A 24,478-nucleotide genomic window follows, 5' to 3' on the forward strand; every position below is an offset into this window, starting at 1 on the left:
ATGGCGATCATGTCCGTGCGATGGCACGAGCCCTCGCACATGTCGCATCAATGAAGGGTCAACATCCAAGTGGCTGAATTCACCTGGGACGCCATCGACCGGAAGGCCGTCGACACGGCCCGTGTACTGGCTGCCGACTCCGTCGAAGCCGCTGGCAACGGTCACCCCGGCACCGCGATGAGCCTCGCTCCGCTCGCTCACCTCCTCTTCCAGAAGGTGATGCGCCGCGACCCGAGCGACTCCACCTGGATCGGCCGCGACCGCTTCATCCTGTCTGCGGGTCACGCCTCGATCCTCCAGTACGTGCAGTTCTACCTGCACGGCTACGGGCTCGAGATCGAGGACCTCCAGCACCTCCGCAAGTGGGGCTCGAAGACCCCGGGTCACCCGGAGTACGGCCACACCGACGGCATCGAGATCACCACCGGCCCGCTCGGCCAGGGCCTCGCGTCCTCCGTGGGCTTCGCCTACGCCCAGCGCTTCGAGCGCGGCCTGTTCGACCCGGAGACCCCGGCCGGCCAGTCGCCGTTCGACCACTACACCTACGTGATCGCCGGCGACGGCGACATGGAAGAGGGCGTCACGAACGAAGCCGGCTCCCTCGCGGGTCGCCAGCAGCTCGGCAACCTCATCGCGTTCTACGACTCGAACCAGATCTCGATCGAGGACAACACCAACATCGCGTTCTCCGAGGACGTCCACGCGCGCTACGAGGCGCTCGGCTGGCACGTCCAGGTCGTCGACTGGAAGAAGACGGGCGAGTACGTCGAGGACGTCGATGCCCTCTACGCAGCGATCGAGGCCGCGAAGGCCGAGACCGGCAAGCCGTCGCTCATCGTCCTGAAGACGATCATCGGGTGGCCGTCGCCGACGAAGCAGAACTCCGGCAAGATCCACGGTTCGGCACTCGGTGCCGACGAGCTCAAGGGCCTGAAGGAGGTCCTCGGCTTCGACCCCGAGCAGACCTTCCACGTCGACCCCGAGGTGCTCGAGTACACCCGCGGCGCCGTCGCCAAGGGCCAGGCGCAGCACGCCGAGTGGAACGAGGGCTTCGAGGCGTGGGCTGCGGCCAACCCCGAGCGCAAGGCGATCCTCGACCGGATCAACGCCGGCGAGCTCCCCGAGGGCCTCGAAGAAGCCCTCCCGGTCTTCTCGACCGAGAAGGCCGTGTCGACCCGTGCCGCCTCCGGCAAGGTCATCAACGCCATCGCGCCGCTGATGCCCGAGTTCTGGGGTGGGTCGGCTGACCTCGCCGAGTCGAACCTGACCACGATCGAGGGCGCGAAGTCCTTCGGCCCGGCCGACGCCTCGACGTCGACCTGGAGCACCGACCCGTACGGCCGCGTGCTGCACTTCGGCATCCGCGAGCACGCCATGGGCTCGATCCTGAACGGCATCGTCCTGCACGGGAACACTCGCCCCTTCGGTGGCACGTTCCTGATCTTCAGCGACTACATGCGTCCGGCTGTCCGTCTCGCCGCGCTGATGAAGGCGCCGACCATCTACGTGTGGACGCACGACTCCATCGCCCTCGGCGAGGACGGCCCGACGCACCAGCCGATCGAGCAGCTCAGCACCCTCCGTGCGATCCCGGGTCTCGACATCGTCCGTCCGGCCGATGCGAACGAGACCGCGTACGCGTGGCTCGAGATGCTCCGTCACACGGACCGTCCGGCCGGCATCGCGCTGAGCCGCCAGAACCTGCCCGTCTTCGAGCGTGGTGACGGTGACGCCTCCGGCGAGACCTTCGCCTCGGCGAAGAACGTCGCCAAGGGCGCGTACGTGCTGGCCGAGGCGCCGAACGGCACCCCGGACGTCATCCTCATCGCCACCGGCTCCGAGGTCCAGATCGCAGTCGACGCCCGTGAGCAGCTCAAGGCCGAGGGCATCAACGCCCGCGTCGTGAGCGCGCCGTCGCTCGAGTGGTTCCACGAGCAGGACGCGAGCTACCAGGAGCAGGTCCTGCCGAAGGCCGTCACCGCACGTGTCTCGGTCGAGGCCGGCATCGCCATGAGCTGGCGCGACATCGTCGGCGACAAGGGCCGCAGCGTGTCGATCGAGCACTTCGGCGCCTCGGCCGACTACCAGGTGCTGTTCGAGAAGTTCGGCTTCACGACGGAGCACGTCGTGGCTGCCGCCAAGGAATCGATCGCGGCTTCCTGACCCTCGGAGGGCCGGGTCCGGAGCATCCGGATCCGGCCCTCCTGCCGGGAGGCGCGGCTCGGCTCCGCCGCGCGCCTCCCGGCCCCCACACCACGACTTCACGGCCCGCAGTCACACCAGGACAGCGGCCAGTCGACGAAAGAAGAAGAGAAACACATGGCTGACACCACCCCCACCGCCGCGCTCTCCGCGGTCGGCGTGAGCATCTGGCTCGACGACCTCTCCCGCGAGCTCCTCGAGACCGGTCGTCTCGAGAACCTCATCAAGGACCGCAACGTCGTCGGCGTGACGACCAACCCGACGATCTTCGCGTCGGCCCTCGCCAAGGGCGAGCGCTACGACGCGCAGGTCAAGGAGCTCGCCGCGGCGGGCACCGACGTGACCAACGCGATCTTCGAGATCACCACGCAGGACGTCGCGAACGCGTCCGACGTCTTCAAGCCGATCTACGACGCGACCAAGGGCTTCGACGGCCGGGTCTCGATCGAGGTCGAGCCGGGCCTCGCCCACGAGACCGCGAAGACCATCGAGCAGGCCAAGTTCCTGTTCGAGAAGGTCGGCCGCGAGAACGTCCTCATCAAGATCCCGGCGACCGTCGAGGGCCTCGAGGCGATCACCGAGGTCATCGCCGCGGGCATCTCCGTCAACGTCACCCTGATCTTCTCGCTCGAGCGCTACCGCGCCGTCATCGACGCGTACCTCGGCGGCCTCGAGAAGGCCAAGGCCGCGGGCCACGACCTCTCGAAGATCCACTCGGTCGCGTCCTTCTTCGTGTCGCGCGTCGACTCCGAGGTCGACAAGCAGCTCGAGGCCGTCGGCACCGACGAGGCCCTCGCCCTCAAGTCGAAGGCCGGCATCGCCAACGCGCAGCTCGCCTACCAGGTCTGGACCGAGGCCTTCGCGACCGAGCGCGCGCTCGGCCTGCTCGAGTCCGGTGCGAACACCCAGCGTCCGCTCTGGGCTTCGACCGGCGTCAAGGACCCGTCGCTGCCCGACACGCTCTACGTGACCGAGCTCGCCGCGCCGAACACCGTCAACACGATGCCCGGCAAGACGCTCGAGGCGACCTTCGACCACGCTGAGGTCCACGGCGACGCCATCGCCGGCTCGTTCGACGACGCGCAGCAGGTCCTCGACCAGCTCGCGGCCGTCGGTGTCGACTACGACCAGGTCGTCGCACTGCTCGAGAAGGAGGGCGTGGACAAGTTCAACGTCTCCTGGGGTGAGCTCGTCGACACCGTGAAGACCGCCCTCGAGGGCGCCAAGGCGTGACCGTTTCCATCGCTGCCAGCGGCGACGCCGCGCGGGCCATCGACCAGGTGGTCCCGCGGCTCGTCGCTGACATGGTGGCCTCGGGCATCACCGCCCAGGACCCCGAACTCTGGGGCCCGGACGCCGAGACCGAGGCGTCCAGGCGCCTCGGCTGGGTGGAGGCCGTCTCGGTCTCCCGCCCGCTCGTCGTCGAGATCACCGCACTGCGCGAGCGCCTGCACGCCGACGGGGTGGGCCACGTCGTCCTCGCCGGCATGGGCGGCTCGTCGCTGGCACCCGAGGTCATCACGCGCACGTACGGCGTGCCGCTGACGGTGCTCGACTCGACCGACCCGGCACAGGTCCGGGCCGCGGTCGGGCACGACCTGGCACGGACCGTGCTCGTCGTGTCCTCGAAGTCCGGCTCGACGCTCGAGACGGACTCGCAGCGCCGGGTGTACGAGCAGGCGTTCCGTGACGCCGGCATCGACCCCGCGTCCCGCATCGTCGTCGTCACCGACCCGGGCTCCCCGCTCGAGGCCGAGGCGATCGTCGCCGGGTACCGCGTGTTCACCGCCGACCCGACGGTCGGCGGCCGCTACTCGGCGCTGACCGCGTTCGGCCTGGTGCCGTCCGGCCTCGCCGGTGCCGACATCACCGAGCTCCTCGACGAGGCCGACGCCATCTCGGCGCTCCTCGCCGTGGACACCGACGAGAACCCGGGCCTCGTGCTCGGAGCCGTCCTCGGTGGCACGGCGCCCCTCCGCTCCACGATCGGGATCGTCGCCGACGGCACGCACATCGTGGGGTTCGGCGACTGGGTGGAACAGCTCATCGCGGAGTCGACGGGCAAGAACGGCCGCGGACTGCTGCCGGTCGTGCTCGACGTCGACTCCCCCGAGGTCTCCGCCGGACTCGCCGACGTGCAGATCGTGCGCCTGGTGGGCTCCCGTGAGGACGAACGACACGTCGCCGACGGCGAGGTCGAGATCGCGGGCACCCTCGGCGGGCAACTCCTCGTCTGGCAGTACGCCGTGGCCGTCGCCGGGCGTCTGCTCGGCATCGACCCGTTCGACCAGCCGGACGTCGAGGCCGCCAAGGTGGCCGCCCGCTCCCTGCTGGAGGACCGCCCCGCACCGACCGCTCCCGCCTTCGTCGACGGCGGCATCGCCGTCCACGCGACGCCGGGACTGCCGGTCGGGACCACGCTCGCGGAAGCCGTCACGGGCCTCCTGGCCGAGGTCGGGTCGACCGGTTACCTGGCGGTCCAGGCCTACGTGGACCGCACCGACGACGGCGGACTCGCCGCGCTCCGCGACGCCCTGGCGGCGCGTCTCGGCCGTCCCGTCACGTTCGGCTACGGCCCGCGGTTCCTGCACTCCACCGGCCAGTACCACAAGGGCGGCCCCGCGACGGGGGCGTTCCTGCAGATCGTCGCCGACGAGCGCGAGGACCTGGCGATCCCGGGCCGTCCCTTCACGTTCGGTCAACTCATCCAGGCCCAGGCGGCCGGCGACGCGAGCGTGCTCGCCGAGCACGGCCGTCCGGTCCTGACCCTCACGACGTCGGACGTCCGAGCCGCCACCGCGGCGCTGCGTTCCGCCGTCTCTCTCTAGACTCTCGAAGGAGTTCACCGACTCATGTCACCCGTGGCTGTCACCCCGGAGCACAACCCGCTCCGGCTGCCGACGGATCGTCGACTGAACCGGATCGCGGGACCCAGCACCCTCATCATCTTCGGTGTGACGGGCGACCTGTCCCGCAAGAAGTTGATGCCCGCGGTCTACGACCTGGCGAACCGAGGGCTCCTGCCCCCGGGGTTCGCGCTGGTCGGTTTCGCTCGGCGTGACTGGGAGGACCAAGACTTCTCCCAGCTCGTCCACGACGCGGTCAAGGAGCACTCGCGCACCCCGTTCGACGAGGACGTGTGGCGCCAGCTCGAACAGGGCATCCGGTTCGTCCAGGGATCGTTCGACGACCCCGAGGCGTTCCGCGAGCTCAAGCGGACCGTCGACACGCTGGACGCCGAGCGCGGGACGCTCGGGAACCACGCGTTCTACCTGTCGATCCCGCCGAAGATGTTCCCGGTCGTCACCGAGCAGCTCAAGTTGTCCGGTCTCACCGAGCAGCACGAGGGCTCCTGGAGCCGCGTGGTCGTCGAGAAGCCGTTCGGTTCCGACCTCCGCTCCGCCCGTGAGCTGAACGCGATCGTCGAGAGCGTCTTCGCGCCCGACGACGTGTTCCGCATCGACCACTACCTCGGCAAGGAGACCGTCCAGAACCTGCTGACGCTCCGGTTCGCGAACCAGATGTACGAACCCATCTGGAACTCGAACTACGTCGACCACGTGCAGATCACGATGGCCGAGGACATCGGCGTCGCTGGACGTGCCGCGTACTACGACGGCATCGGTGCGGCGCGCGACGTGATCCAGAACCACCTGCTGCAGCTCCTCGCGCTCACCGCGATGGAGGAGCCCGTCTCGTTCAAGGCCGGACACCTCCGCGCCGAGAAGGAGAAGGTGCTGTCGGCGGTCCGGCTGCCGGAGGACCTCTCCACCGCCACGGCCCGCGGGCAGTACGCCGGCGGCTGGCAGGGCGGCGAGAAGGTGCTCGGGTTCCTCGAGGAAGCGGGCATGAACCCCGAGTCCACGACCGAGACGTTCGCGGCCATCCGGCTCGACATCGCGACGCGTCGCTGGCAGGGCGTGCCGTTCTACCTCCGCGCCGGCAAGCGTCTCGGCCGACGCGTCACCGAGATCGCGATCGTGTTCAAGCGCGTCCCCGAGGACGTCTTCGGCATCCCGCAGTCCCCCCTGGGTCAGAACGCCCTCGTGATCCGTGTCCAGCCGGACGAGGGCGTCACGCTCCGGTTCGGCTCGAAGGTCCCCGGCGTCGGCACGCAGGTGCGCGACGTGACGATGGACTTCGGCTACGGCCACGCGTTCACCGAGGCCTCCCCCGAGGCGTACGAGCGACTCATCCTCGACGTGCTCCTCGGTGACCCGCCGCTGTTCCCGCGGCACCAGGAGGTCGAGCTCTCCTGGAAGATCCTCGACCCGATCGAGGAGTTCTGGCGCGAGCAGGGCCAGCCCGAGCAGTACCGTCCGGGAACGTGGGGTCCGGCTTCGGCCGACGAACTCCTCGCCCGCGACGGCCGGACCTGGAGGCGTCCATGAAGATCGACCTGCCGAACACCACGGTCTCGAAGATCCAGAAGACCCTGGTGCACATCCGCGAAGAGGGCGGCGCCGTCGCCCTCGGCCGCGTGCTGACCCTCATCATCTCGACCGCCCTCGGGCACGAGGAGGAGGCGATCTCGGCCGCGAACGAGGCCTCCCGCGAGCACCCGATGCGCGTCATCATCGTGTCGAAGAACGACGGGGACACGAAGTCCCCGGGTCGTCTCGACGCGCAGATCCGCGTCGGCAGCGATGCCGGGGCCAGCGAGGTCATCGTGCTCCGCGCCTACGGCGAGACGGCGACCGACGAGGAGAGCCTGGTCACGGGCCTCCTGCTGCCGGACGCGCCGGTCGTGGCCTGGTGGCCCGGACACGCGCCGGAGAAGCCCTCCGAGTCGGCCCTCGGCCGGATCGCGCAGCGACGGATCACCGATGCGGCCGCGCAGAAGGACCCGAACGGCGCGATCGACGCGCTGGGACAGTCCTACGAACCGGGCGACACCGACTTCGCGTGGACCCGTCTGACGCTGTGGCGGAACCAGCTCGCCGCGGCGCTCGACCAGCCGCCGTACGAGCCCATCACCGCGGTCGAGGTCTCCGGGGCGTACGACAGCCCGTCGACGATCCTGCTCGCGGCGTGGCTCGAACTGCAGCTCCAGGTCCCCGTCGCCGTCGTGACGTCGCCGCGGGCCACCGGCTCGAGCGGCATCCACGGCGTGAAGCTCGTCCGCGAATCGGGCACCATCGAGCTCGAACGGTCCCTGGTGGACGTCGCGACGCTCTCGATGCCCGGGCAGCCGACGCACGACCTGTCGCTGCCGCGCCGCAACCTCCGGGACTGCCTGGCCGAGGAACTCCGTAGACTCGACCCTGATGTCCTCTTCGGGGACGTCGTCAAGCACGGAGTGCCCCGGCTGCGCGAGACCATCGCGCGCTGAGCACCCCACACGGTCGGGTCCCTGTCGCACTGGCAGGGGCCCGCCCGGACCGACGGCGGTCTGACCGGTCGACCGCCACGAACACTGGAGTCACGTGACCAACGAACGCCGGGTGCTGGTGCACCCCGACAAGCAGGCCCTCGGCGCATCGGTCGCCGCACGCTTCATCACGAAGCTCATCGACGTGCTCGACGAGCACGAGCGCGCCGACATCGCCATCAGCGGCGGATCGGTGTCGTCGCTCGTCCTCGCGGCGATCGGCCAGTCGCAGGCGCGCGAGAGCGTCGACTGGTCGAAGGTGCACGTGTGGTGGGTCGACGAGCGCTGGGTGCCGGCAGGGGACGCCGACCGGAACATCACGGGCACGCAGACCGACTTCTTCGACCACGTCGACATCCCGGCCGCGAACATCCACCCGATGGCCGCGTCTGACGCCGGGATCACCATCGAGGACGCCGCGACCCGGTACGAGCAGGAGCTGCAGGCGGCCGCACCCGAGGGTGCCGTCGCCCCGCGGTTCGACATCACGCTGCTCGGCGTCGGCCCCGACGGTCACACGGCCTCGCTCTTCCCGGAGTTCCCGCAGCTCACCGTCACCGACCGTGCCGTCCTGACCGTGGACGACTCCCCCAAGCCGCCGCCGCAGCGCCTGACCCTCTCCTTCCCGGTGATCAACGCGTCGAAGCGCGTCTGGGTCATCCTGTCCGGGGCCGAGAAGGCGTCGGTCCTCGGGCTCGCGCTCGCGGGTGCCTCCGTGGACGAGGTCCCCGTCGGCGGTGTCCAGGGCCGGAAGCGCACGGTGTTCTTCGTCGACCAGGACGCGGCGCGCGACGTGCCCGCGAACCTGATCGCGTCGACGTACTAGACGCTCCACCCGACGGGAGGCGCGGTGCCGGTCGGCACCGCGCCTCCCGTCGTTCTGTGCCCGGCCCCGCCCGCACACCCACCCGCCGAGCGGGCAGCTTTCGTCACGCTCGGCGCCGCCGGCCGACCGGTTTCGCACGCTCGCCGTCTGCCGCGCGGCGTGTCGTGCCCGTTCGGCAACCGCGCGGGTGGTCCGCGCGACCGAGCCGCACGCACGACGAAGGCCCCCGCACCGGATTGGTGCGGGGGCCTTCGTCGTGTCGTCCTGCTACTTCGCGGTGCCGCGACGCTTCCGGAGCTGCTGCAACGCGTCCTCGAGGAGCTGCGCTGCCTCTTCCTCGGTGCGGCGCTCCTTCACGTACGCGAGGTGCGTCTTGTACGGCTCGGTCTTCGCGACGACGGGAGGGTTCTCCTTGTCGCGACCGGCCGGGAGACCGCTCGACGGCGAATCGACCGTCTCGGGGATCTCGTCGTCGGGGAGGGTCGCCGCGAAGTACCGGACGACCTCGTTGCCGAGGGCGTCCCAGTAGGAGATCGCAACGCGCTCCGCCTGGACCCCACGGTCCTGCTCCCCCATCGGGCCCGCGCCGACGCGCGAACCCCGGATTGCACTACCTCCGGATGCCATGGATCAGCTCCCCGCTGTGAACTTGTTGATGAGACCGAGCACGATGATGGACACGATCCAGATGAGACCGAGGATCACGGTGATCCGGTTGAGGTTCCGCTCGGCGACGCCGGACGCCCCGAGGTTGCTCGTCACGCCGCCGCCGAACATGTCGGAGAGGCCGCCACCGCGGCCCTTGTGCAGCAGGATGAGGAGCGTGAGCAGGAGGCTCGTGATTGCGAGCAGGACCTGCAGCACGACGGAGAGTATCGCCACGACGTACCTTTCGTGTCAGTCAGCCATCCGAGTATACCGGCCAGGTGGTCGGTCGAGCGTCGGAGGGCTGGCGTGGCACAGGCCGGCCGCGCGGACGCGACCGGCCTGTGCCGGATGGGTCAGAGTCCGACGTGCTGCCGGAAGCGCGCGATCGCCGCGAACTCCTGCACGTCGAGGGAGGCGCCACCGACGAGCGCGCCGTCGATGTCGGGCTCGCGGAGGAAGCCGGCGATGTTGCCCGACTTCACGGATCCGCCGTACAGCACACGGGTCTCGAGGGCGACACTGTCGCCCCAGACCTCGGCGATGCCCCGGCGGAGTGCGGCGCACTCCTCCTGTGCCTGGTCGGCGGTCGCGGCCTGACCGGAACCGATCGCCCAGCAGGGCTCGTAGGCCACGACGATCTCGGACGGCTTCACCGCGTCGAGGACCGCCTTGAGCTGCTCGACCGGGACGACGCCCGCACCGCGCTGCTCGCGCTCCTCGGCGGTCTCGCCGACGCACACGATCGGGACGAGGCCGTGCTTGACGGCCGCCGCGGTCTTCGCCGCCACGACCTCGTCGGTCTCACCGTGCATCGTGCGCCGCTCGGAGTGCCCGACGATCACGTACTGCGCGTCGAGGGCCGCCAGGAAGGCACCCGAGACGTCGCCTGTGTACGCCCCCGAGTCGTACTGGGACAGGTCCTGGGCGCCGAACCGGATCGACAGCTTGTCCGCCGAGATCAGCGTCTGCACGCTGCGCAGGTCGGTGAAGGGCGGGAACACCGCGACCTCGACCTCGTCGTGGTCGTGCCGGGCGTCCTTCAACGTCCACGCCAGCTTCTGCACGGTCGCGATGGCCTGGAGGTGGTCCAGGTTCATCTTCCAATTGCCGGCGATGAGCGGAGTGCGGGTCATGCGGACCATCCAAGGGCTTCGAGGCCGGGGAGCGACTTGCCCTCGAGGAACTCGAGGCTCGCCCCACCACCGGTCGAGATGTGGCCGAACTGGTCGTCGGTGAATCCGAGCGACCGGACGGCTGCCGCGGAGTCGCCGCCGCCGACCACACCGAGGCCGTCGACCTCGGTGAGGGCCTGCGCGACCGTCTTCGTGCCCGCGGCGAAGGCCGGGAACTCGAACACACCCATCGGACCGTTCCAGAACACGGTCTTCGAGCCGCTCACCGCGGAGGCGAACCGGGCCGCGGTGTCGGGCCCGATGTCGAGGCCGATGCCGTCGGCGCCGAAGGACGACGACTCGATGGCGTCGGCCGGGACGGTCTCGTGCTCCGCGTCCGCCGCGAACCCGGAGGCCACGACGACGTCGGTCGGCAGGTCGATCGTGACACCGAGCTCCTGCGCCCGCGAGAGGTACTCGCGGACGACGTCGAGCTGGTCCGCTTCGAGCAAGGACTTCGCGACCCCGTGGCCCTGGGCCGCGAGGAACGTGAAGAGCATGCCGCCACCGATGCACAGGGTGTCGACCTGCGGGAGCAGGTGGTCGATGACGCCGAGCTTGTCGCTGACCTTCGACCCGCCGAGCACCACCGTGTAGGGCCGCGCCGGCTCCGAGGTCAGCTGCTCGAGCACGCCGAGCTCCTGCTCGATGAGCTTGCCGGCGGCGCTCGGGAGTGCCGAGGCGAGCTCGTAGACCGAGGCCTGCTTCCGGTGCACGACGCCGAACCCGTCGGAGACGAAGGCGTCCCCGAGGGCGGCGATGCGGTCCGCGAAGTGGCCACGCTCGGCGGCGTCCTTCGAGGTCTCCTCCGGGTTGAACCGGAGGTTCTCGAGCAGCAGGACGTCACCGTCCCCGAGGGCTTCGGCGGCCGCGGTCGCGTCGTCACCGACGGTCTCGCCGACGAACGTGACCTCGTTCCCGAGCAGCTCCGAGAGCCGCGTCGCGACCGGCGCGAGTGAGAACTCGGGCTTCGGCTCGCCGTCGGGGCGACCGAGGTGCGAGATCACGATGACCCGTGCACCAGCGGCGATGAGGGTGTTCAGGGTCGTCAGCGACGCCCGCACGCGGCCGTCGTCCGTGATCACGCCGTCCTTGAGCGGGACGTTGAGATCGCAGCGGACGACGACCCGCTTGCCGGCGAGGTCGCCGAGGTCTTCGAGGGTACGGAGGGCCATGTGTTACAGACGCTCGCCGACGTACTCGGTGAGGTCGACGAGGCGGTTCGAGTAGCCCCACTCGTTGTCGTACCACGACGTGATCTTCACGAGGCCGCCGATGACCTTGGTGAGACCGGAGTCGTAGATCGAGGAGTGCGGGTCCGACTGGATGTCGGTCGACACCAGGGGGTCCTCGCTGTAGAGCAGGATGCCCTTGAGCGGGCCCTCGGCGGCTTCCTTGTACGCGGCGTTGATCTCGTCGACGGTGACCTCGGACTTGGTCTCGAGGGTGAGGTCGGTGATCGAGCCGGTCGGGACCGGGACGCGGAGGGCGAAGCCGTCGAGCTTGCCGGCGAGCTCCGGGAGGACGAGGCCGATGGCCTTCGCGGCACCGGTCGACGTCGGCACGATGTTCAGCGCGGCGGCGCGGGCGCGACGGGGGTCCTTGTGCGGGCCGTCCTGCAGGTTCTGGTCGGCGGTGTAGGCGTGCACCGTCGTCATGAGGCCGCGCTCGATGCCGAACTTGTCGTGGAACACCTTGGCGAGCGGCGCGAGGCTGTTCGTGGTGCAGGACGCGTTCGAGATGATGTGGTGGTTCGCGGCGTCGTACTCGCCCTCGTTCACACCGAGCACGATGGTGACGTCGTCACCCGTGGCCGGCGCGGAGATGATGACCTTCTTGGCACCGGCGTCGATGTGCTTCTGCGCGTCGGCGGCCTTGGTGAAGAAACCGGTCGACTCGATGACGATGTCGACACCCAGCTCGCCCCAGGGGAGGTTGGAGGGGTCGCGCTCCGCGAGGACCTTGATCGGCTTGCCGTTGACGACGATGCTGTCGCCGTCGAGCTCGACGGTCGCCGGGAGCTTGCCCTGGATGGAGTCGAACTTGAGCAGGTTGGCGAGCGACGCGTTGTCGGTGAGGTCGTTCACCGCCACGATCTCGAGGTCGGAGCCCTTCGCGAGGGCGGCCCGGAAGAAGTTACGGCCGATGCGGCCGAAGCCGTTGATGCCGATCTTGACGGTCAATGGATCTCCTGATGTGTGTGGAGCGCCCAGGGGGCGCTGCTTACGGAGTCGAAGGCCCTGCGGGCCCACGTGTGGTGGACGATACGCCCCGTAACGTCGCCGTAACGACCCTAGCAGCCGGACACCCCGCGCCCAGCGTGGATGACGGTCCGTCCGGACGGTGACCAGAGACGGACGGGAGGCGCCCTGCCAGCTGGCAGCGCGCCTCCCGTCCGGCGGTCACGAGTGCAGGGTCAGACCCCCTCGAGCTCCTCGGGAACGCTCGCCTCGGTGCCCGGGATCCCCAGGTCGGAGGCCTTCTTGTCGGCCATCGCGAGCAGCCGGCGGATCCGGCCGGCGATGGCGTCCTTCGTCATGGGCGGGTCGGCGTGCTGACCGAGCTCGTCGAGCGAGGCATCCCGGTGCTCGAGGCGCAGGGCGCCGGCGTACTGCAGGTGGTCCGGGACCTCGTCGCCGAGGATCTCGAGCGCACGCTCCACGCGGGCGCACGCCGCGACCGCGGCCTGGGCGGACCGGCGCAGGTTCGCGTCGTCGAAGTTGACCAGCCGGTTCGCGGTGGCACGGACCTCGCGGCGCTGGCGCATCTCCTCCCACTCGGCGGTGGTGCGGGCGGCGCCCATCACGGTGAGCATCTGCCCGATCGCCTCACCGTCGCGGATGACGACGCGGTGCACCCCGCGGACCTCGCGGCCCTTCGCGGAGATGCCGAGTCGGGACGCGGCGCCGACCAGGGCCATCGCGGCCTCGTTGCCAGGGCAGGTGACCTCGAGCGCAGCCGCCCGACCCGGGTCGGTGAGCGTGCCCGAGGCGAGGAAGGCTCCACGCCAGATCGCCGCGAGGTCCTCACGGTTGCCGGTGGTCAACCGGTTCGGCAGCCCGCGCACGGGACGGCGACGAGCGTCCATCAAGCCCGTCTGCCGGGCGAGGGTCTCCCCCGCCTCGAGGACGCGGACCAGGTACCGGGTGCCACGACGGGACGACGCCGAGGAGCCGACGGATGCTTCGCTCCGCACGCCGTACAGCTCGGCGAGGTCCTTGCGGACGCGGTGCACGATGATCCGGGTGTCGAGTTCGACCTCGACGGCGATCCTGCCCGAGATGACGTGGAGGCCACCCGCGAACCGCAGGATGGTCGCGAGTTCGGCGGCGCGGACCGTGTTGCGGCTCACGGCGACCCTGGCCAGTTCGTCCTTGACCTCGGCAGTCAACGGCACAGCATCATTCCTAACGTTTCTTCTGGTGGTGCCCGCGGGCCCGACGCACGCCGTGTGGAGCAGCCGGAGGGACGGTCACTCCCGGCCGAGATCTCGGTTCTTCACACGCACGGCGACGTTGGGCATCCCGCGGAGGAGGCTCGCCAACTCGGCGACGATGGCGACCGAGCGGTGCTTCCCGCCGGTACAGCCGATGGCGATCGTAGCGTGTCTTTTGTTCTCGCGCTGGTACCCCTCGAACACCGGCTCGAGGACGGCGGCGTAGCGATCGATGAAGGAACGGGCTCCCGACTGGGCGAGCACGTAGTCCGAGACCGGCTTGTCGAGGCCGCTGTTCGGGCGGAGTTCCGGGACCCAGTAGGGGTTCGGCAGGAACCGGACGTCGGCCACCATGTCGGCGTCGGCGGGCAGGCCGTACTTGAACCCGAAGCTCATCAGCGTGACCTGGACACCCACGAAGTGGTCGTCGGCGAACTTCTCGGTGACGGTGTTCGCGAGCTGGTGGATGTTCAGGTCGGACGTGTCGATGATCATGTCCGAGGCTTCACGCAGACCGGAGAGCCGCACGCGCTCCCGTCCGATGCCGTCGAGCAGGGTGTCCTCGCCCTGCAGCGGGTGCGGGCGACGGACCTGCTCGAACCGGCGCACGAGCACCGCGTCGGTCGCCTCGAGGAAGAGCACGCGCACGCGCGCCGAGGTGCTGGAGCGCACCTGCTCGACCGCGTGCTCGGGATCGGTGAAGAACCGGCCCCCGCGGACGTCGACCACGGTCGCGATCTTCGGGATCTTCTCGCCCGCGCGGTCTGCGAGTTCGGTCAGGGGGGCGAGCATCTGCGTCGGCAGGTTGTCGACGACGTACCACCCGAGGTCCTCGAGGGCCTTGCCGACCGTGGATCGACCGGCACCGGACATCCCGGTGACGATCAGGATGTCGTGCTGCTGCGGGGTGCTGTCGGTCATCTGGGAGTGGGCTCCGTCGTGGCGGCCCGGGCGCGTCGCCCGGGGAGGTCTCGGCTGCTGGTCAAGGGTATCGCGCGGGCTCGGACGGGAGGCACGGGATGCGTCACGACGGACGGTGCGGTCCGTCCGGGGTCACCTCGGGAACACGCACCGTCCCGCCGACGGCGGCGGGGTCACCAGGGTCCTCGGCGCGGCCCTGGTCGGGGTCGTCGTCGGGACTGAGCGGGGTGGGCGCGCTGGGGGTGCTCGTCGGCGTCTGCGCGAGCTTGGCCACGACCGCCGCGGCGGTGGCCGGGCCGACGCCGTTGACCTCGGCGATCTCCTCGGCGGAGGCCTGCCGCAGTCGAGCCACGGAACCGAAGTGCTTCAGCAGCGCACTGACCCGCGTCGGCCCGAGCCCGGGGATCTCCGACAGCTGCGACCGGACGTCGCGCTTCCGCCGGGTGCGCTGGTGGGTGATGGCGAACCGGTGCGCTTCGTCACGGATGCGCTGGATGAGGAAGAGCGCCTCGGAGTTGCGCGGCAGGATCACGGGAAAGTCGTCGTCAGGCAGCCAGAGTTCCTCGAGTCGCTTGGCGATGCCGACGAGCGCGATGTCGCGGACGCCGGCCTCGTCCATCGCGCGCTTCGCCGCCTGCACCTGCGGCTGGCCGCCGTCGACGATCAGCAGCTGAGGCCGGTACGCGAAGCGCTTGGTCGGCTTCGAGCCCTCGACGAGCTCGTCGCTCGTGACGTCGGGGACGTCCGGCACCGCGGCGTCCTCGTCCAGCCGTGCCAGGCGCCGGCTGAGCACCTGGTACATGCTGTCGGTGTCGTCGGTGGTCTCCGCGATCGAGTAGCGCCGGTACTGGTCCTTCCGGGGCAGGCCGTCCTCGAACACCACCATCGACGCCACCACGTTCGTGCCCTGCAGGTGGGAGATGTCGTAGCACTCCATCCGCAGCGGTGCCTCGGTCATGCCGAGGGCCTCCTGGATGTCCGCGAGCGCCGCGGCCCGCGTCGTGTAGTCCGCCGAACGCTTGGTCTTGTAGAGCATCAGCGCCTGCGCAGCGTTCTGCGCCGCCGTCCGCGCGAGACCTGCACGGTCGCCGCGCTGGGCGGTGCTCAGCTTCGTCCCGCGGCCGCCGCGTCGCTCCCCGAGCCACTGCTCGAGCGCGTCGGCGTCCTCCGGGAGCTCCGGGACGACGACCTCACGCGGGGGCTCGTCCCCCGAGGCGTAGACACCCTGGACGATCTGCTCGACGAGGTCTCCCGTCGAGATGTCGAGCTCCTTGTCGACGACCCAACCGCGCACGCCTCGGATGCGTCCGCCGCGCACGGAGAACAGCTGCACGGCCGCCGCGAGCTCGTCCTCGGCGATGCCGAACAGGTCGAGGTCGACCGAGTCGCGGAGGACCACTGCGGACTTCTCGAGCACGGCTTCGAGCGCACCGACCTGGTCCCGGTAGCGGGCAGCCTGCTCGTACTGCATCGCATCGGCGGAGGCCGCCATCCGCTGTCGGAGATCCGTGATCACCCGGCGGTCGTAGCTCGACATGAACCGGACGAACTCCTCGACGAGGGCCCGGTGCTCCGCGATCGTGACCTTCTGCGAGCACGGGCCGCCGCACTTGCCGATCTGACCGGGGAAACAGGGCTTGCCCGTCTGCATCGCGCGCTTGTACGACGAGTCCGAGCACGTGCGGATCGGGAACACCTTGACCATCAGGTCGATCGTGTCGTGCACCGCCCAGATCTTCGGGTACGGCCCGAAGTACTTCGCGCCCTTGATCCGGCGGTTGCGCGTCACCATCACCCGCGGCGCTTCGTCCCCGAGCGTGATCGCCATGTACGGGTACGACTTGTCGTCCCGGAACTTGACGTTGAACGGCGGGTCGAACTCCTTGATCCACGTGTACTCGAGCTGGAGCGCCTCGATCTCGGAGCCCACCGTGGTCCACTCGACGCTGCGGGCCGTCAGGACCATGCGTCGGGTGCGCTCGTGCAGGGTCGGCAGCGGCGCGAAGTAGTTGCTCAGGCGGGCGCGGAGGTTCTTCGCCTTGCCAACGTAGAGCACCCGGCCGGTACCGTCACGCCAGCGGTAGACGCCCGGGTCGGTCGGGATCTCCCCCGCCTTCGGACGCCACGGGACGGTGTCCGCCACCTACCGCGCTCCTGCGGTCTGCTTCGTCTTCCCGGTCGCCGTCCGCGAACGCACCGCCTGCTGCTTGCCGACCCGGGCGTCCTGCGCGTCGAAGATCTCCTTCAGGAACACGCCCGTGTGGCTCTCGGGCACGGTCGCGACGTGCTCGGGCGTGCCGGTGGCGAGCACCGTGCCGCCGCCCGCGCCACCCTCGGGCCCCATGTCGATGAGCCAGTCCGCGGACTTGATGACGTCGAGGTTGTGCTCGATCGTGATCACCGTGTTGCCCTTGTCCACCAGGCTCTGCAGGACGAGCAGCAGCTTCCGGACGTCCTCGAAGTGCAGGCCCGTCGTCGGTTCGTCGAGCACGTAGACCGTCCGGCCGTTGGAACGGCGCTGGAGCTCGGTCGCGAGCTTGACGCGCTGGGCTTCGCCACCGGAGAGCGTCGTGGCGCTCTGCCCGAGACGCACGTACCCGAGCCCGACGTCGACGAGGGTCTGCATGTACCGGTGGATCGCCGAGATCGGCTCGAAGAACTCGGCCGCCTCGCTGATCGGCATGTCGAGGACCTCGGAGATGTTCTTGCCCTTGTAGTGCACCTGCAGCGTCTCGCGGTTGTAGCGCGCACCACCGCAGACCTCGCACGCGACGTACACGTCGGGCAGGAAGTTCATCTCGATCTTGATCGTGCCGTCACCCGAGCAGTTCTCGCAGCGACCGCCCTTGACGTTGAAACTGAAGCGGCCGGGCTGGTAGCCGCGGGTCTTCGCTTCCGTCGTCTCGGCGAAGAGCTGCCGGATCCGGTCGAAGACGCCGGTGTACGTGGCGGGGTTCGACCGCGGCGTGCGACCGATGGGTCCCTGGTCGACGTGCACCACCTTGTCGAGCTGGTCGAGCCCGCGCACCCGGGTGTGCTTGCCGGCGATGTGCCGGGCGCCGTTGAGCTGGTTCGCCAGCACCTTGTACAGGATGTCGTTCACGAGGGTCGACTTGCCGGAACCGCTCACGCCCGTGACGGCCGTGAACACCCCCAGGGGGAAGTCGGCGTCGACGTCCTTGAGGTTGTTCGCGCGGGCACCCTGGACGCTGATGACCTGCTTGAGGTTCACCGCGCGACGCTCGGCCGGCACCTCGATGGCACGGCGACCAGCGAGGTAGTCCCCCGTGATCGATTCGCGGTTGGCGATCATGCCCTCGTACGACCCCGAGTGCACGACCTTGCCGCCGTTGACGCCGGCACCCGGTCCGATGTCGACCACCCAGTCAGCGGTCCGGATGGTGTCCTCGTCGTGCTCGACGACGATCAGCGTGTTGCCGAGGTCCTTCAGCTTCACGAGCGTGTCGATGAGTCGGCGGTTGTCTCGCTGGTGCAGGCCGATGCTCGGCTCGTCCAGGACGTAGAGGACGCCGGTGAGTCCGGAACCGATCTGCGTCGCGAGCCGGATGCGCTGCGCTTCACCACCGGACAGACCGCCGGCACCGCGTGCGAGCGTGAGGTAGTTCAGGCCGACCTCGAGCAGGAACTCGAGACGCGCGCGGATCTCGCGCAGCACCGCCGCGGCGATGTGCGCTTCCCGGTCGGTGAGCGTCAGGTGCTCCATGAAGGCGTAGGTCTCGTCGAGGGCCATGCCGGTGACGTCCGCGATGCTCCGGCCGTCGACCGTGACCGCGAGGACCTCGGGCTTCAGACGCGTGCCGTCGCAGACCGGGCACGGGACTTCGCGCAGGTAGCCCTGGAAGCGCTGCCGCTGCGAGTCGGACTCGGCCTCCGCGAACTTGCGCTCGATGTACGGCATGACGCCTTCGAAGCCGCTCGTGTAGCGCATTTCGCGACCGAACCGGTTGCGCCAGGACACCGAGACCTCGAAGTCCTTGCCCGTCAGGATCGCCGACTGCACCGACGCGTCGAGCTGGTTCCAGGGGGTGTCGAGTCGGAACCCGAGTTCCTTGCCGAGCCCGGCCAGGAGCTTCTCGAAGTAGGAGTACAGGCCGCTCGCGCCCGTCCAGGGCAGCAGGACGCCGTCCGCGAGGGAGGCTTCCGGGTCGCCGAGCAACAGATCCGGATCGACCGACATGCGCGTCCCGAGCCCGGAGCACTCCGGGCACGCACCGAACGGCGCGTTGAACGAGAAGGTCCGCGGCTCGATCTCGGTGAGGGCGAGCGGGTGGTTGTTCGGGCAGGACAGGTTCTCGGAGTAGGTGCGGATGGCACCAGGGCCCTCGTGGTCGACGAGGTCGATCGCGACCGTGCCGCTCGTCAGGCGCAAGGCCGTCTCGAGCGAGTCGGTCAGCCGGCCGAGGATGTCGTCGCCGGAGACGAGCCGGTCGATGATGACCGAGATGTCGTGCTTGACCTGCTTCTTGAGCTTCGGCGGGTCGTTGAGCTGGATGCGTTCCCCGTCGACGATCGCACGCGCGTACCCGGAGGCCGCCAGCTCCTGGAAGAGGTCGACGAACTCGCCCTTCTTCTTCGAGATCACCGGCGCGAGCACCTGGAACCGCGTGCCCGTCTCGAACTCCATGAGCTGGTCGGCGATCTGCTGCACGCTCTGCTTGCTGATCACCTCACCACAGACGGGGCAGTGCGGCACGCCGATGCGCGCCCAGAGCAGACGCATGTAGTCGTAGACCTCGGTGATGGTCCCGACCGTCGACCGGGGGTTGCGGTTCGTCGACTTCTGGTCGATCGACACCGCGGGCGACAGCCCTTCGATGAAGTCGACGTCCGGACGGTCGACCTGCCCGAGGAACTGCCGGGCGTACGCGGAGAGCGACTCGACGTAGCGCCGCTGGCCCTCGGCGAAGATCGTGTCGAAGGCGAGCGACGACTTGCCCGATCCGGACAGGCCGGTGAACACCACGAGCGAGTCACGCGGGATCTCGAGGTCGACGTTCTGCAGGTTGTGCACGCGCGCACCCCGCACGCTGAGCGTGGAGGTGTCGTGCGGTGCCGTACCGCCGGGGATGTGGAGGTCGGACGGCTCGCCGAAGGCGTTCCGGCCGGAGGTCGCGGTACCGCGGTCAGAGGTGATTGTCATCGCAGACGAGTCTACGAACCGCTTCCGACATTCGCTGCCGAGGAGCGGTCAGACGAGTGCGTCGAGAGCGAACACGACCCCGGACGCGGCTTCGCTCGCGGTCCACAGCCGCGCAGCCTCGGCACGGTCGTGTGCGCGGGGCTCGGCTCCGACCACGCGCGCGGGACCCCGGAGTTGGAACGCACCGGCCGGGCCCCAGTACTGTCCCGACCGGACGTCGTCGCCGACGGCAGCGTGCACCAGGGGCACCGCACCGGCGTCCTTGCCCTGCGCGTACAGGCGTTGTGCCGGGCGGGTCCGGGCGGGTTCGCTCCGGGACGGCACGACGGCCGGCCGCGCCACACCGAGGACGTCGAGGGACAGCCCGGGATGCGCCACGACACTCGACACGGGTGATCCCGCGTCGGCCAGGCGTTCCGCCAGCTCGAACCCGAAGAGCATCACGGCGAGCTTGCTCCGGCCGTACTGCCGGTAGCTCGAGTACCTCCCGGCGCCGAGGGCATCGTCGTGATCGAGCCGGGCCCAGCGGTGCGCGATCGACCCGAGGTGCACGACCCGACCGGCGCGCGGTTCGAGGAGCGGGAGCACCCGCGCCGTCCAGGCGAAGTGCCCGAGGTGGTTCGTCCCGATCTGCAGCTCGACGCCCTGCGCCGTCGCCTGCGCGGTGGGTGCGCCGACCACGCCGGCGTTGTTCACGACGGCGTCCACGCCGTCCAGTGCCAGCTCGGCGAGCTCATCGGCGGCGGCGTGCACGCTGTCGAGGTCCGCGAGGTCGAGGTGCAGGTGCTCGAGGGACGCGCCGTCCACGTGCCGACGGATGCTGCGTTCGGCCGCCGCTGCGCGGCCCGCGTCGCGCGTCGCCAGCACGACGTGGTGGCCGAGCGCCGCCAGCTGCTCGGCCGCGTGGTACCCGAGCCCTGCGCTGGCACCGGTGACGACGATCGTCCGGCGCCCGGAGCTGGCGGATGCGGGAGCAGCCGGGTGCGTCTCCGCCCGGTCATCAGCTGACATGCCCGGCGGACTCCATCTGACGCAGTGCCTTCTTGAGGTCCTGGACTTCGTCCCGGAGCCGAGCCGCCAACTCGAACTTGAGCTCGGCGGCCGCGTTGAGCATCTGGTCGTTCAGATCGGCGATCGTCGCCCCGAGCTGGGTCGCGCCCTCGCCCGCGATGCCGCCGCGCTTGAGGTTCGGCGTGGGCGAGCGCCGCTTGTCCGCGCCACCCCGGCCTTCCAGCAGCGCCTTGGTGTCGTCGTTCTCGCGCTGCAGGACCTCGGTGATGTCGGCGATCTTCTTCCGGAGGGGCTGCGGGTCGATGCCGCGCTCCAGGTTGTACGCGACCTGCTTCTCGCGGCGGCGGTCGGTCTCCTCGATCGCCTGCTTCATCGAGTCGGTCATCTTGTCGGCGTACATGAGCACCTGGCCCGACACGTTGCGCGCAGCACGACCGATCGTCTGGATGAGCGACGTCGACGACCGGAGGAAGCCTTCCTTGTCGGCGTCGAGGATCGCGACGAGCGAGACCTCGGGCAGGTCGAGGCCCTCACGGAGCAGGTTGATGCCGACGAGGACGTCGTAGACGCCCTGCCGCAGCTCGGTGAGCAGCTCGACGCGCTTCAGCGTGTCGACGTCGGAGTGCAGGTAGCGGATCCGGACACCGGCGTTGGCGAGGAAGTCGGTGAGTTCCTCCGCCATCCGCTTGGTCAGCGTCGTCACGAGGACGCGCTCGTTCTTCTCGACGCGCTGCTTGATCTCCTCGAGCAGGTCGTCGATCTGGCCGTCGGAGGGCTTCACGATGATCTCGGGGTCGATCAGGCCCGTCGGGCGGATGATCTGCTCGACGACGCTGTCCGTGATGCCGAGCTCGTACCGGCCGGGTGTGGCCGACAGGTAGACCTTCTGTCCCACGCGCTCGAGGAATTCCTCCCACCGCAGCGGTCGGTTGTCCAGGGCGCTCGGCAGCCGGAACCCGTGGTCGACCAGGGTGCGCTTGCGCGAGGCATCGCCTTCGTACATCGCACCGATCTGCGGCACGGTGACGTGGGACTCGTCGATGACGATCAGGAAGTCTTCCGGGAAGTAGTCGATGAGGCAGTGCGGGGCTTCACCGGGCATCCGGCCGTCCATGTGCCGCGAGTAGTTCTCGATGCCCGAGCAGAACCCGATCTGCTCCATCATCTCGATGTCGAAGGTCGTGCGCATGCGGAGTCGCTGGGCTTCGAGCAGCTTGCCCAGCCCCTCGAGCTCGGCGAGGCGCTCCGCCAGTTCTTCCTTGATGGTGCCGATCGCGTGGTGCATCACGTCGGTGTCGGCGACGTAGTGCGAGGCCGGGAAGATCGACACCGCGGGCAGCTCGTCGATGACGGTCCCGGTCAGCGGGTGGAGCGAGGAGAGCGCTTCGACCTCGTCACCGAACATCTCGATCCGGATGGCGTGCTCTTCGTACATCGGGATGATCTCGATGGTGTCGCCGCGGACCCGGAACGTGCCACGGGCGAAGTCGACGTCGTTGCGCTGGTACTGCATCGCGACGAACTTGCGGACGAGCTGGTCGCGGGAGATCGTCTGCCCGACGTGCAGCGCGACGGACGCGTTCATGTACTGCTCCGGCGTGCCGAGGCCGTAGATGCAGGAGACCGTGGAGACGACGACCACGTCGCGCCGGCTGAGCAGCGAGTTCGTCGTGGAGTGGCGGAGGCGTTCGACCTCGGCGTTGACCGAGGAGTCCTTCTCGATGAAGGTGTCCGTCTGCGGGACGTACGCCTCGGGCTGGTAGTAGTCGTAGTAGGACACGAAGTACTCGACCGCGTTGTTCGGCAGCAGGCTGCGGAACTCGTTCGCGAGCTGCGCGGCGAGGGTCTTGTTGTGCGCGAGGACGAGCGTCGGGCGCTGCACCTGCTCGATGAGCCAGGCGGTGGTCGCGGACTTGCCGGTACCCGTGGCACCGAGGAGCACGACGTCCGTCTCACCCGCGTTGATGCGCCCGGCCAGCTCGGCGATCGCCGCCGGCTGGTCGCCGCTCGGCGAGTACTCGCTGATGACCTCGAACGGCCGGACGGCGCGCGTGGGCTCGATTGACACTGCCATGGGGTCCACGCTAGCCGCGACCACCGACACGGATCCCCGTGCTCGCCCACAGCGGAGCGGCGGTCCGCGCAGCACGTTCGGCGTACGGTCGAGGCCAAGCAGGCTCCAAGATCGCTGATAGACGACCGGGTTAGCGTCCGATCCGTTCAGCAACCCGATCTCTCCCCCGAAGAGGCTCCATGACGACGGCGACTCCCGCCGCACCGACGAAGGGCACCCCGTTCCGTGGGCGCATCCGTGGGCGCGTCCTCCTCCTGCTCTGCATCATGTACGCGATCTCGTACGTCGACCGCACGAACATCTCCACCGCGCTCCCCCACATCACGGAGGAGTTCGGCTTCAACGAGACGACCGCCGGACTCATCGTGTCGGCGTTCGCGCTCCCCTACGCCCTCCTGCAGGTCTTCGGGGGCACGATCGCCGAGAAGTTCGGCCCACGGAGGGCGCTCTTCGTCATCACCGTGCTGTGGGGCGTCGCCACGCTCTGGACCGGGCTCTCCGTCGGCTTCTGGACCCTCGCCGCCGCCCGGTTCCTGCTCGGGCTCACCGAGGCCGCTGCCTTCCCCGCTGCGACGCAGGCGATGAGCCGCTGGATCCCGCGCGACCGGAACGGCTTCGCGCAGGGCGTCGTGCACTCCGCGGCCCGGCTCGGCAACGCGCTCGCCCCGCTCCTCGTCGCCTGGGTGATCGGCGCCACCGGCAGCTGGCGCTGGGCGTTCTTCGCCACGGCCGTGCTGTCCATCGCCTGGGGCATCGTCTGGTTCGTCTGGTTCCGCGACAAGCCCGAGGACGCCGCCCGCATCAAGCGGGTCGAGCTCGACGAGCTCCCGCCCGTCGAGACCCGCGCCACCCGACCGCCCGTCCCGTGGCGCACCCTCGCCCGGCAGATCCTGCCGGTGACCTTCGTGGACTTCGGCTACGGCTGGACCCTCTGGGTGTTCCTCACCTGGATCCCGACGTTCCTCAGCGACACGTACGGCCTGCCGATCGCCGCGTTCGCCCTGTTCACCACGCTCGTCCTGCTCGCCGGGGTGGTCGGCGACACGGTCGGCGGCGTGCTGAGCGACCGGCTGATCCACCGCGGTGGGAACACCAGGCACGCCCGTCGGGCCATCCTGGTCGTCGGCCTCGGCGGGTCGCTCGTCTGCCTGCTCCCCCTCGTGATCGGGCGGGGACTCGTGGTCGCCACCGTCTCGCTGGCACTGTCGTTCTTCTTCCTGGAGCTCTGCAACGCGAACCTCTGGGCCATCCCGATGGACGTCGCACCCCAGTGGTCCGGCACCGCCTCCGGCTTCATGAACACCGGGTTCGGCATCGCCGGAGTCCTCTCGCCGATCGTGTTCGGGGTGCTCGTCGACACGTCGGGGTGGCAGCTGCCGTTCGGGCTCTCGTGCGTGCTGCTCGGTGCCGCCGCGGTCGTCGCGTGGCGCATGAAGCCGCAGCGCCTGACCGTCACCGACGGGGTGCTGGAGATCGGCACGCCCAAGGTGGAGCAGCCCGCCTGACCGCGGGTGGCGGACGGGAGGCGCGCCCTCCGTCCGCCACACAGCGCGCGCCCGGCGCGCGCACCGTGCCGACCCACACGGTGCCGACCCGCCCCATGCCGACCCGCCACCTGGCGGACCAGCGGCGCGCAGCCGCGCCGCACCGTGCCTC

The 24,478-nt window shown here is 69.7% G+C and carries 18 protein-coding genes; 7 read left to right on the forward strand and 11 right to left on the reverse strand.

The features are described 5' to 3' along the window. Positions 1–69 precede the first annotated feature (69 nt). The 6 genes from tkt (at position 70) to pgl (ending at position 8,399) form a co-directional block, all read left to right on the forward strand. Positions 70–2,163 (forward strand): transketolase, encoded by a 2,094-nt coding sequence (gene tkt, locus J7E22_RS11775; protein WP_214981926.1) that lies wholly within the window; start codon positions 70–72, stop codon positions 2,161–2,163. Between the two features lie 156 nt (positions 2,164–2,319). Next, positions 2,320–3,435 carry a transaldolase gene (gene tal / locus J7E22_RS11780; RefSeq protein ID WP_214981927.1) on the forward strand — a complete coding sequence of 372 codons (1,116 nt, stop codon included), beginning with the start codon at positions 2,320–2,322 and terminating at the stop codon, positions 3,433–3,435. Further along, on the forward strand, positions 3,432–5,030 hold the full coding sequence (locus J7E22_RS11785) for a glucose-6-phosphate isomerase (protein WP_214981928.1): 1,599 nt from the start codon (positions 3,432–3,434) through the stop codon (positions 5,028–5,030). The genes tal and J7E22_RS11785 overlap by 4 nt, the downstream gene beginning before the upstream one ends. A 24-nt stretch (positions 5,031–5,054) precedes the next feature. Next, entirely contained in the window at positions 5,055–6,593 is a 1,539-nt protein-coding gene (gene zwf, locus J7E22_RS11790) for a glucose-6-phosphate dehydrogenase (RefSeq protein ID WP_214981929.1), read from the forward strand. Further along, entirely contained in the window at positions 6,590–7,534 is a 945-nt protein-coding gene (locus tag J7E22_RS11795) for a glucose-6-phosphate dehydrogenase assembly protein OpcA (RefSeq protein ID WP_214981930.1), read from the forward strand. Before zwf ends, J7E22_RS11795 begins: the two co-directional genes overlap by 4 nt. Before the next feature lie 94 nt (positions 7,535–7,628). After that, positions 7,629–8,399: a 6-phosphogluconolactonase gene (gene pgl, locus J7E22_RS11800; RefSeq protein WP_214981931.1), complete on the forward strand. Its 771-nt coding sequence runs from the start codon at positions 7,629–7,631 to the stop codon at positions 8,397–8,399. Positions 8,400–8,666: 267 nt separating this feature from the next. Here the strand turns inward: pgl and J7E22_RS11805 are convergent, their stop codons facing one another. The 11 genes from J7E22_RS11805 to uvrB form a co-directional block, all read right to left on the reverse strand. Continuing rightward, the gene (locus J7E22_RS11805) at positions 8,667–9,026 is read right to left on the reverse strand and encodes an RNA polymerase-binding protein RbpA (protein WP_214981932.1); all 360 of its coding nucleotides are present in this window, start codon (positions 9,024–9,026) and stop codon (positions 8,667–8,669) included. Positions 9,027–9,029: 3 nt separating this feature from the next. Next, a complete protein-coding gene (gene secG, locus J7E22_RS11810; protein WP_058742909.1) occupies positions 9,030–9,281 on the reverse strand; it encodes a preprotein translocase subunit SecG in 252 nt (83 codons plus the stop codon). Positions 9,282–9,400: 119 nt separating this feature from the next. After that, the gene (gene tpiA / locus J7E22_RS11815) at positions 9,401–10,189 is read right to left on the reverse strand and encodes a triose-phosphate isomerase (RefSeq protein ID WP_251009040.1); all 789 of its coding nucleotides are present in this window, start codon (positions 10,187–10,189) and stop codon (positions 9,401–9,403) included. Then, entirely contained in the window at positions 10,177–11,394 is a 1,218-nt protein-coding gene (pgk, locus tag J7E22_RS11820) for a phosphoglycerate kinase (protein WP_214981934.1), read from the reverse strand. The genes tpiA and pgk overlap by 13 nt, the downstream gene beginning before the upstream one ends. Positions 11,395–11,397: 3 nt before the next feature. Then, complete coding sequence (gap, locus tag J7E22_RS11825; RefSeq protein WP_214981935.1) at positions 11,398–12,402, reverse strand: type I glyceraldehyde-3-phosphate dehydrogenase; 1,005 nt, start codon at positions 12,400–12,402, stop codon at positions 11,398–11,400. Positions 12,403–12,635: 233 nt separating this feature from the next. Beyond that, positions 12,636–13,616: a DNA-binding protein WhiA gene (gene whiA, locus J7E22_RS11830; protein ID WP_214981936.1), complete on the reverse strand. Its 981-nt coding sequence runs from the start codon at positions 13,614–13,616 to the stop codon at positions 12,636–12,638. Positions 13,617–13,691: 75 nt separating this feature from the next. Then, positions 13,692–14,576 (reverse strand): RNase adapter RapZ, encoded by an 885-nt coding sequence (rapZ, locus tag J7E22_RS11835; RefSeq protein ID WP_214981937.1) that lies wholly within the window; start codon positions 14,574–14,576, stop codon positions 13,692–13,694. Between the two features lie 103 nt (positions 14,577–14,679). Next, a complete protein-coding gene (gene uvrC / locus J7E22_RS11840) occupies positions 14,680–16,719 on the reverse strand; it encodes an excinuclease ABC subunit UvrC (RefSeq protein WP_214981938.1) in 2,040 nt (679 codons plus the stop codon). Further along, positions 16,720–19,737 (reverse strand): excinuclease ABC subunit UvrA, encoded by a 3,018-nt coding sequence (gene uvrA / locus J7E22_RS11845; protein ID WP_214981939.1) that lies wholly within the window; start codon positions 19,735–19,737, stop codon positions 16,720–16,722. 48 nt (positions 19,738–19,785) lie between these two features. Beyond that, a complete protein-coding gene (locus J7E22_RS11850) occupies positions 19,786–20,748 on the reverse strand; it encodes an SDR family NAD(P)-dependent oxidoreductase (protein ID WP_214981940.1) in 963 nt (320 codons plus the stop codon). Further along, positions 20,738–22,810, reverse strand: a complete 2,073-nt coding sequence (gene uvrB / locus J7E22_RS11855) for an excinuclease ABC subunit UvrB (protein ID WP_308159243.1) — start codon at positions 22,808–22,810, stop codon at positions 20,738–20,740. The genes J7E22_RS11850 and uvrB overlap by 11 nt, the downstream gene beginning before the upstream one ends. Before the next feature lie 191 nt (positions 22,811–23,001). Here uvrB and J7E22_RS11860 point away from each other — a divergent pair, with 191 nt between their 5' ends. Beyond that, complete coding sequence (locus J7E22_RS11860; RefSeq protein ID WP_214981942.1) at positions 23,002–24,327, forward strand: MFS transporter; 1,326 nt, start codon at positions 23,002–23,004, stop codon at positions 24,325–24,327. The last annotated feature ends 151 nt before the right edge of the window (positions 24,328–24,478 follow it).

It is taken from the genome of Curtobacterium sp. ISL-83, from assembly GCF_018613895.1.
In the GTDB taxonomy this organism is placed as follows: Bacteria; Actinomycetota; Actinomycetes; order Actinomycetales; family Microbacteriaceae; genus Curtobacterium.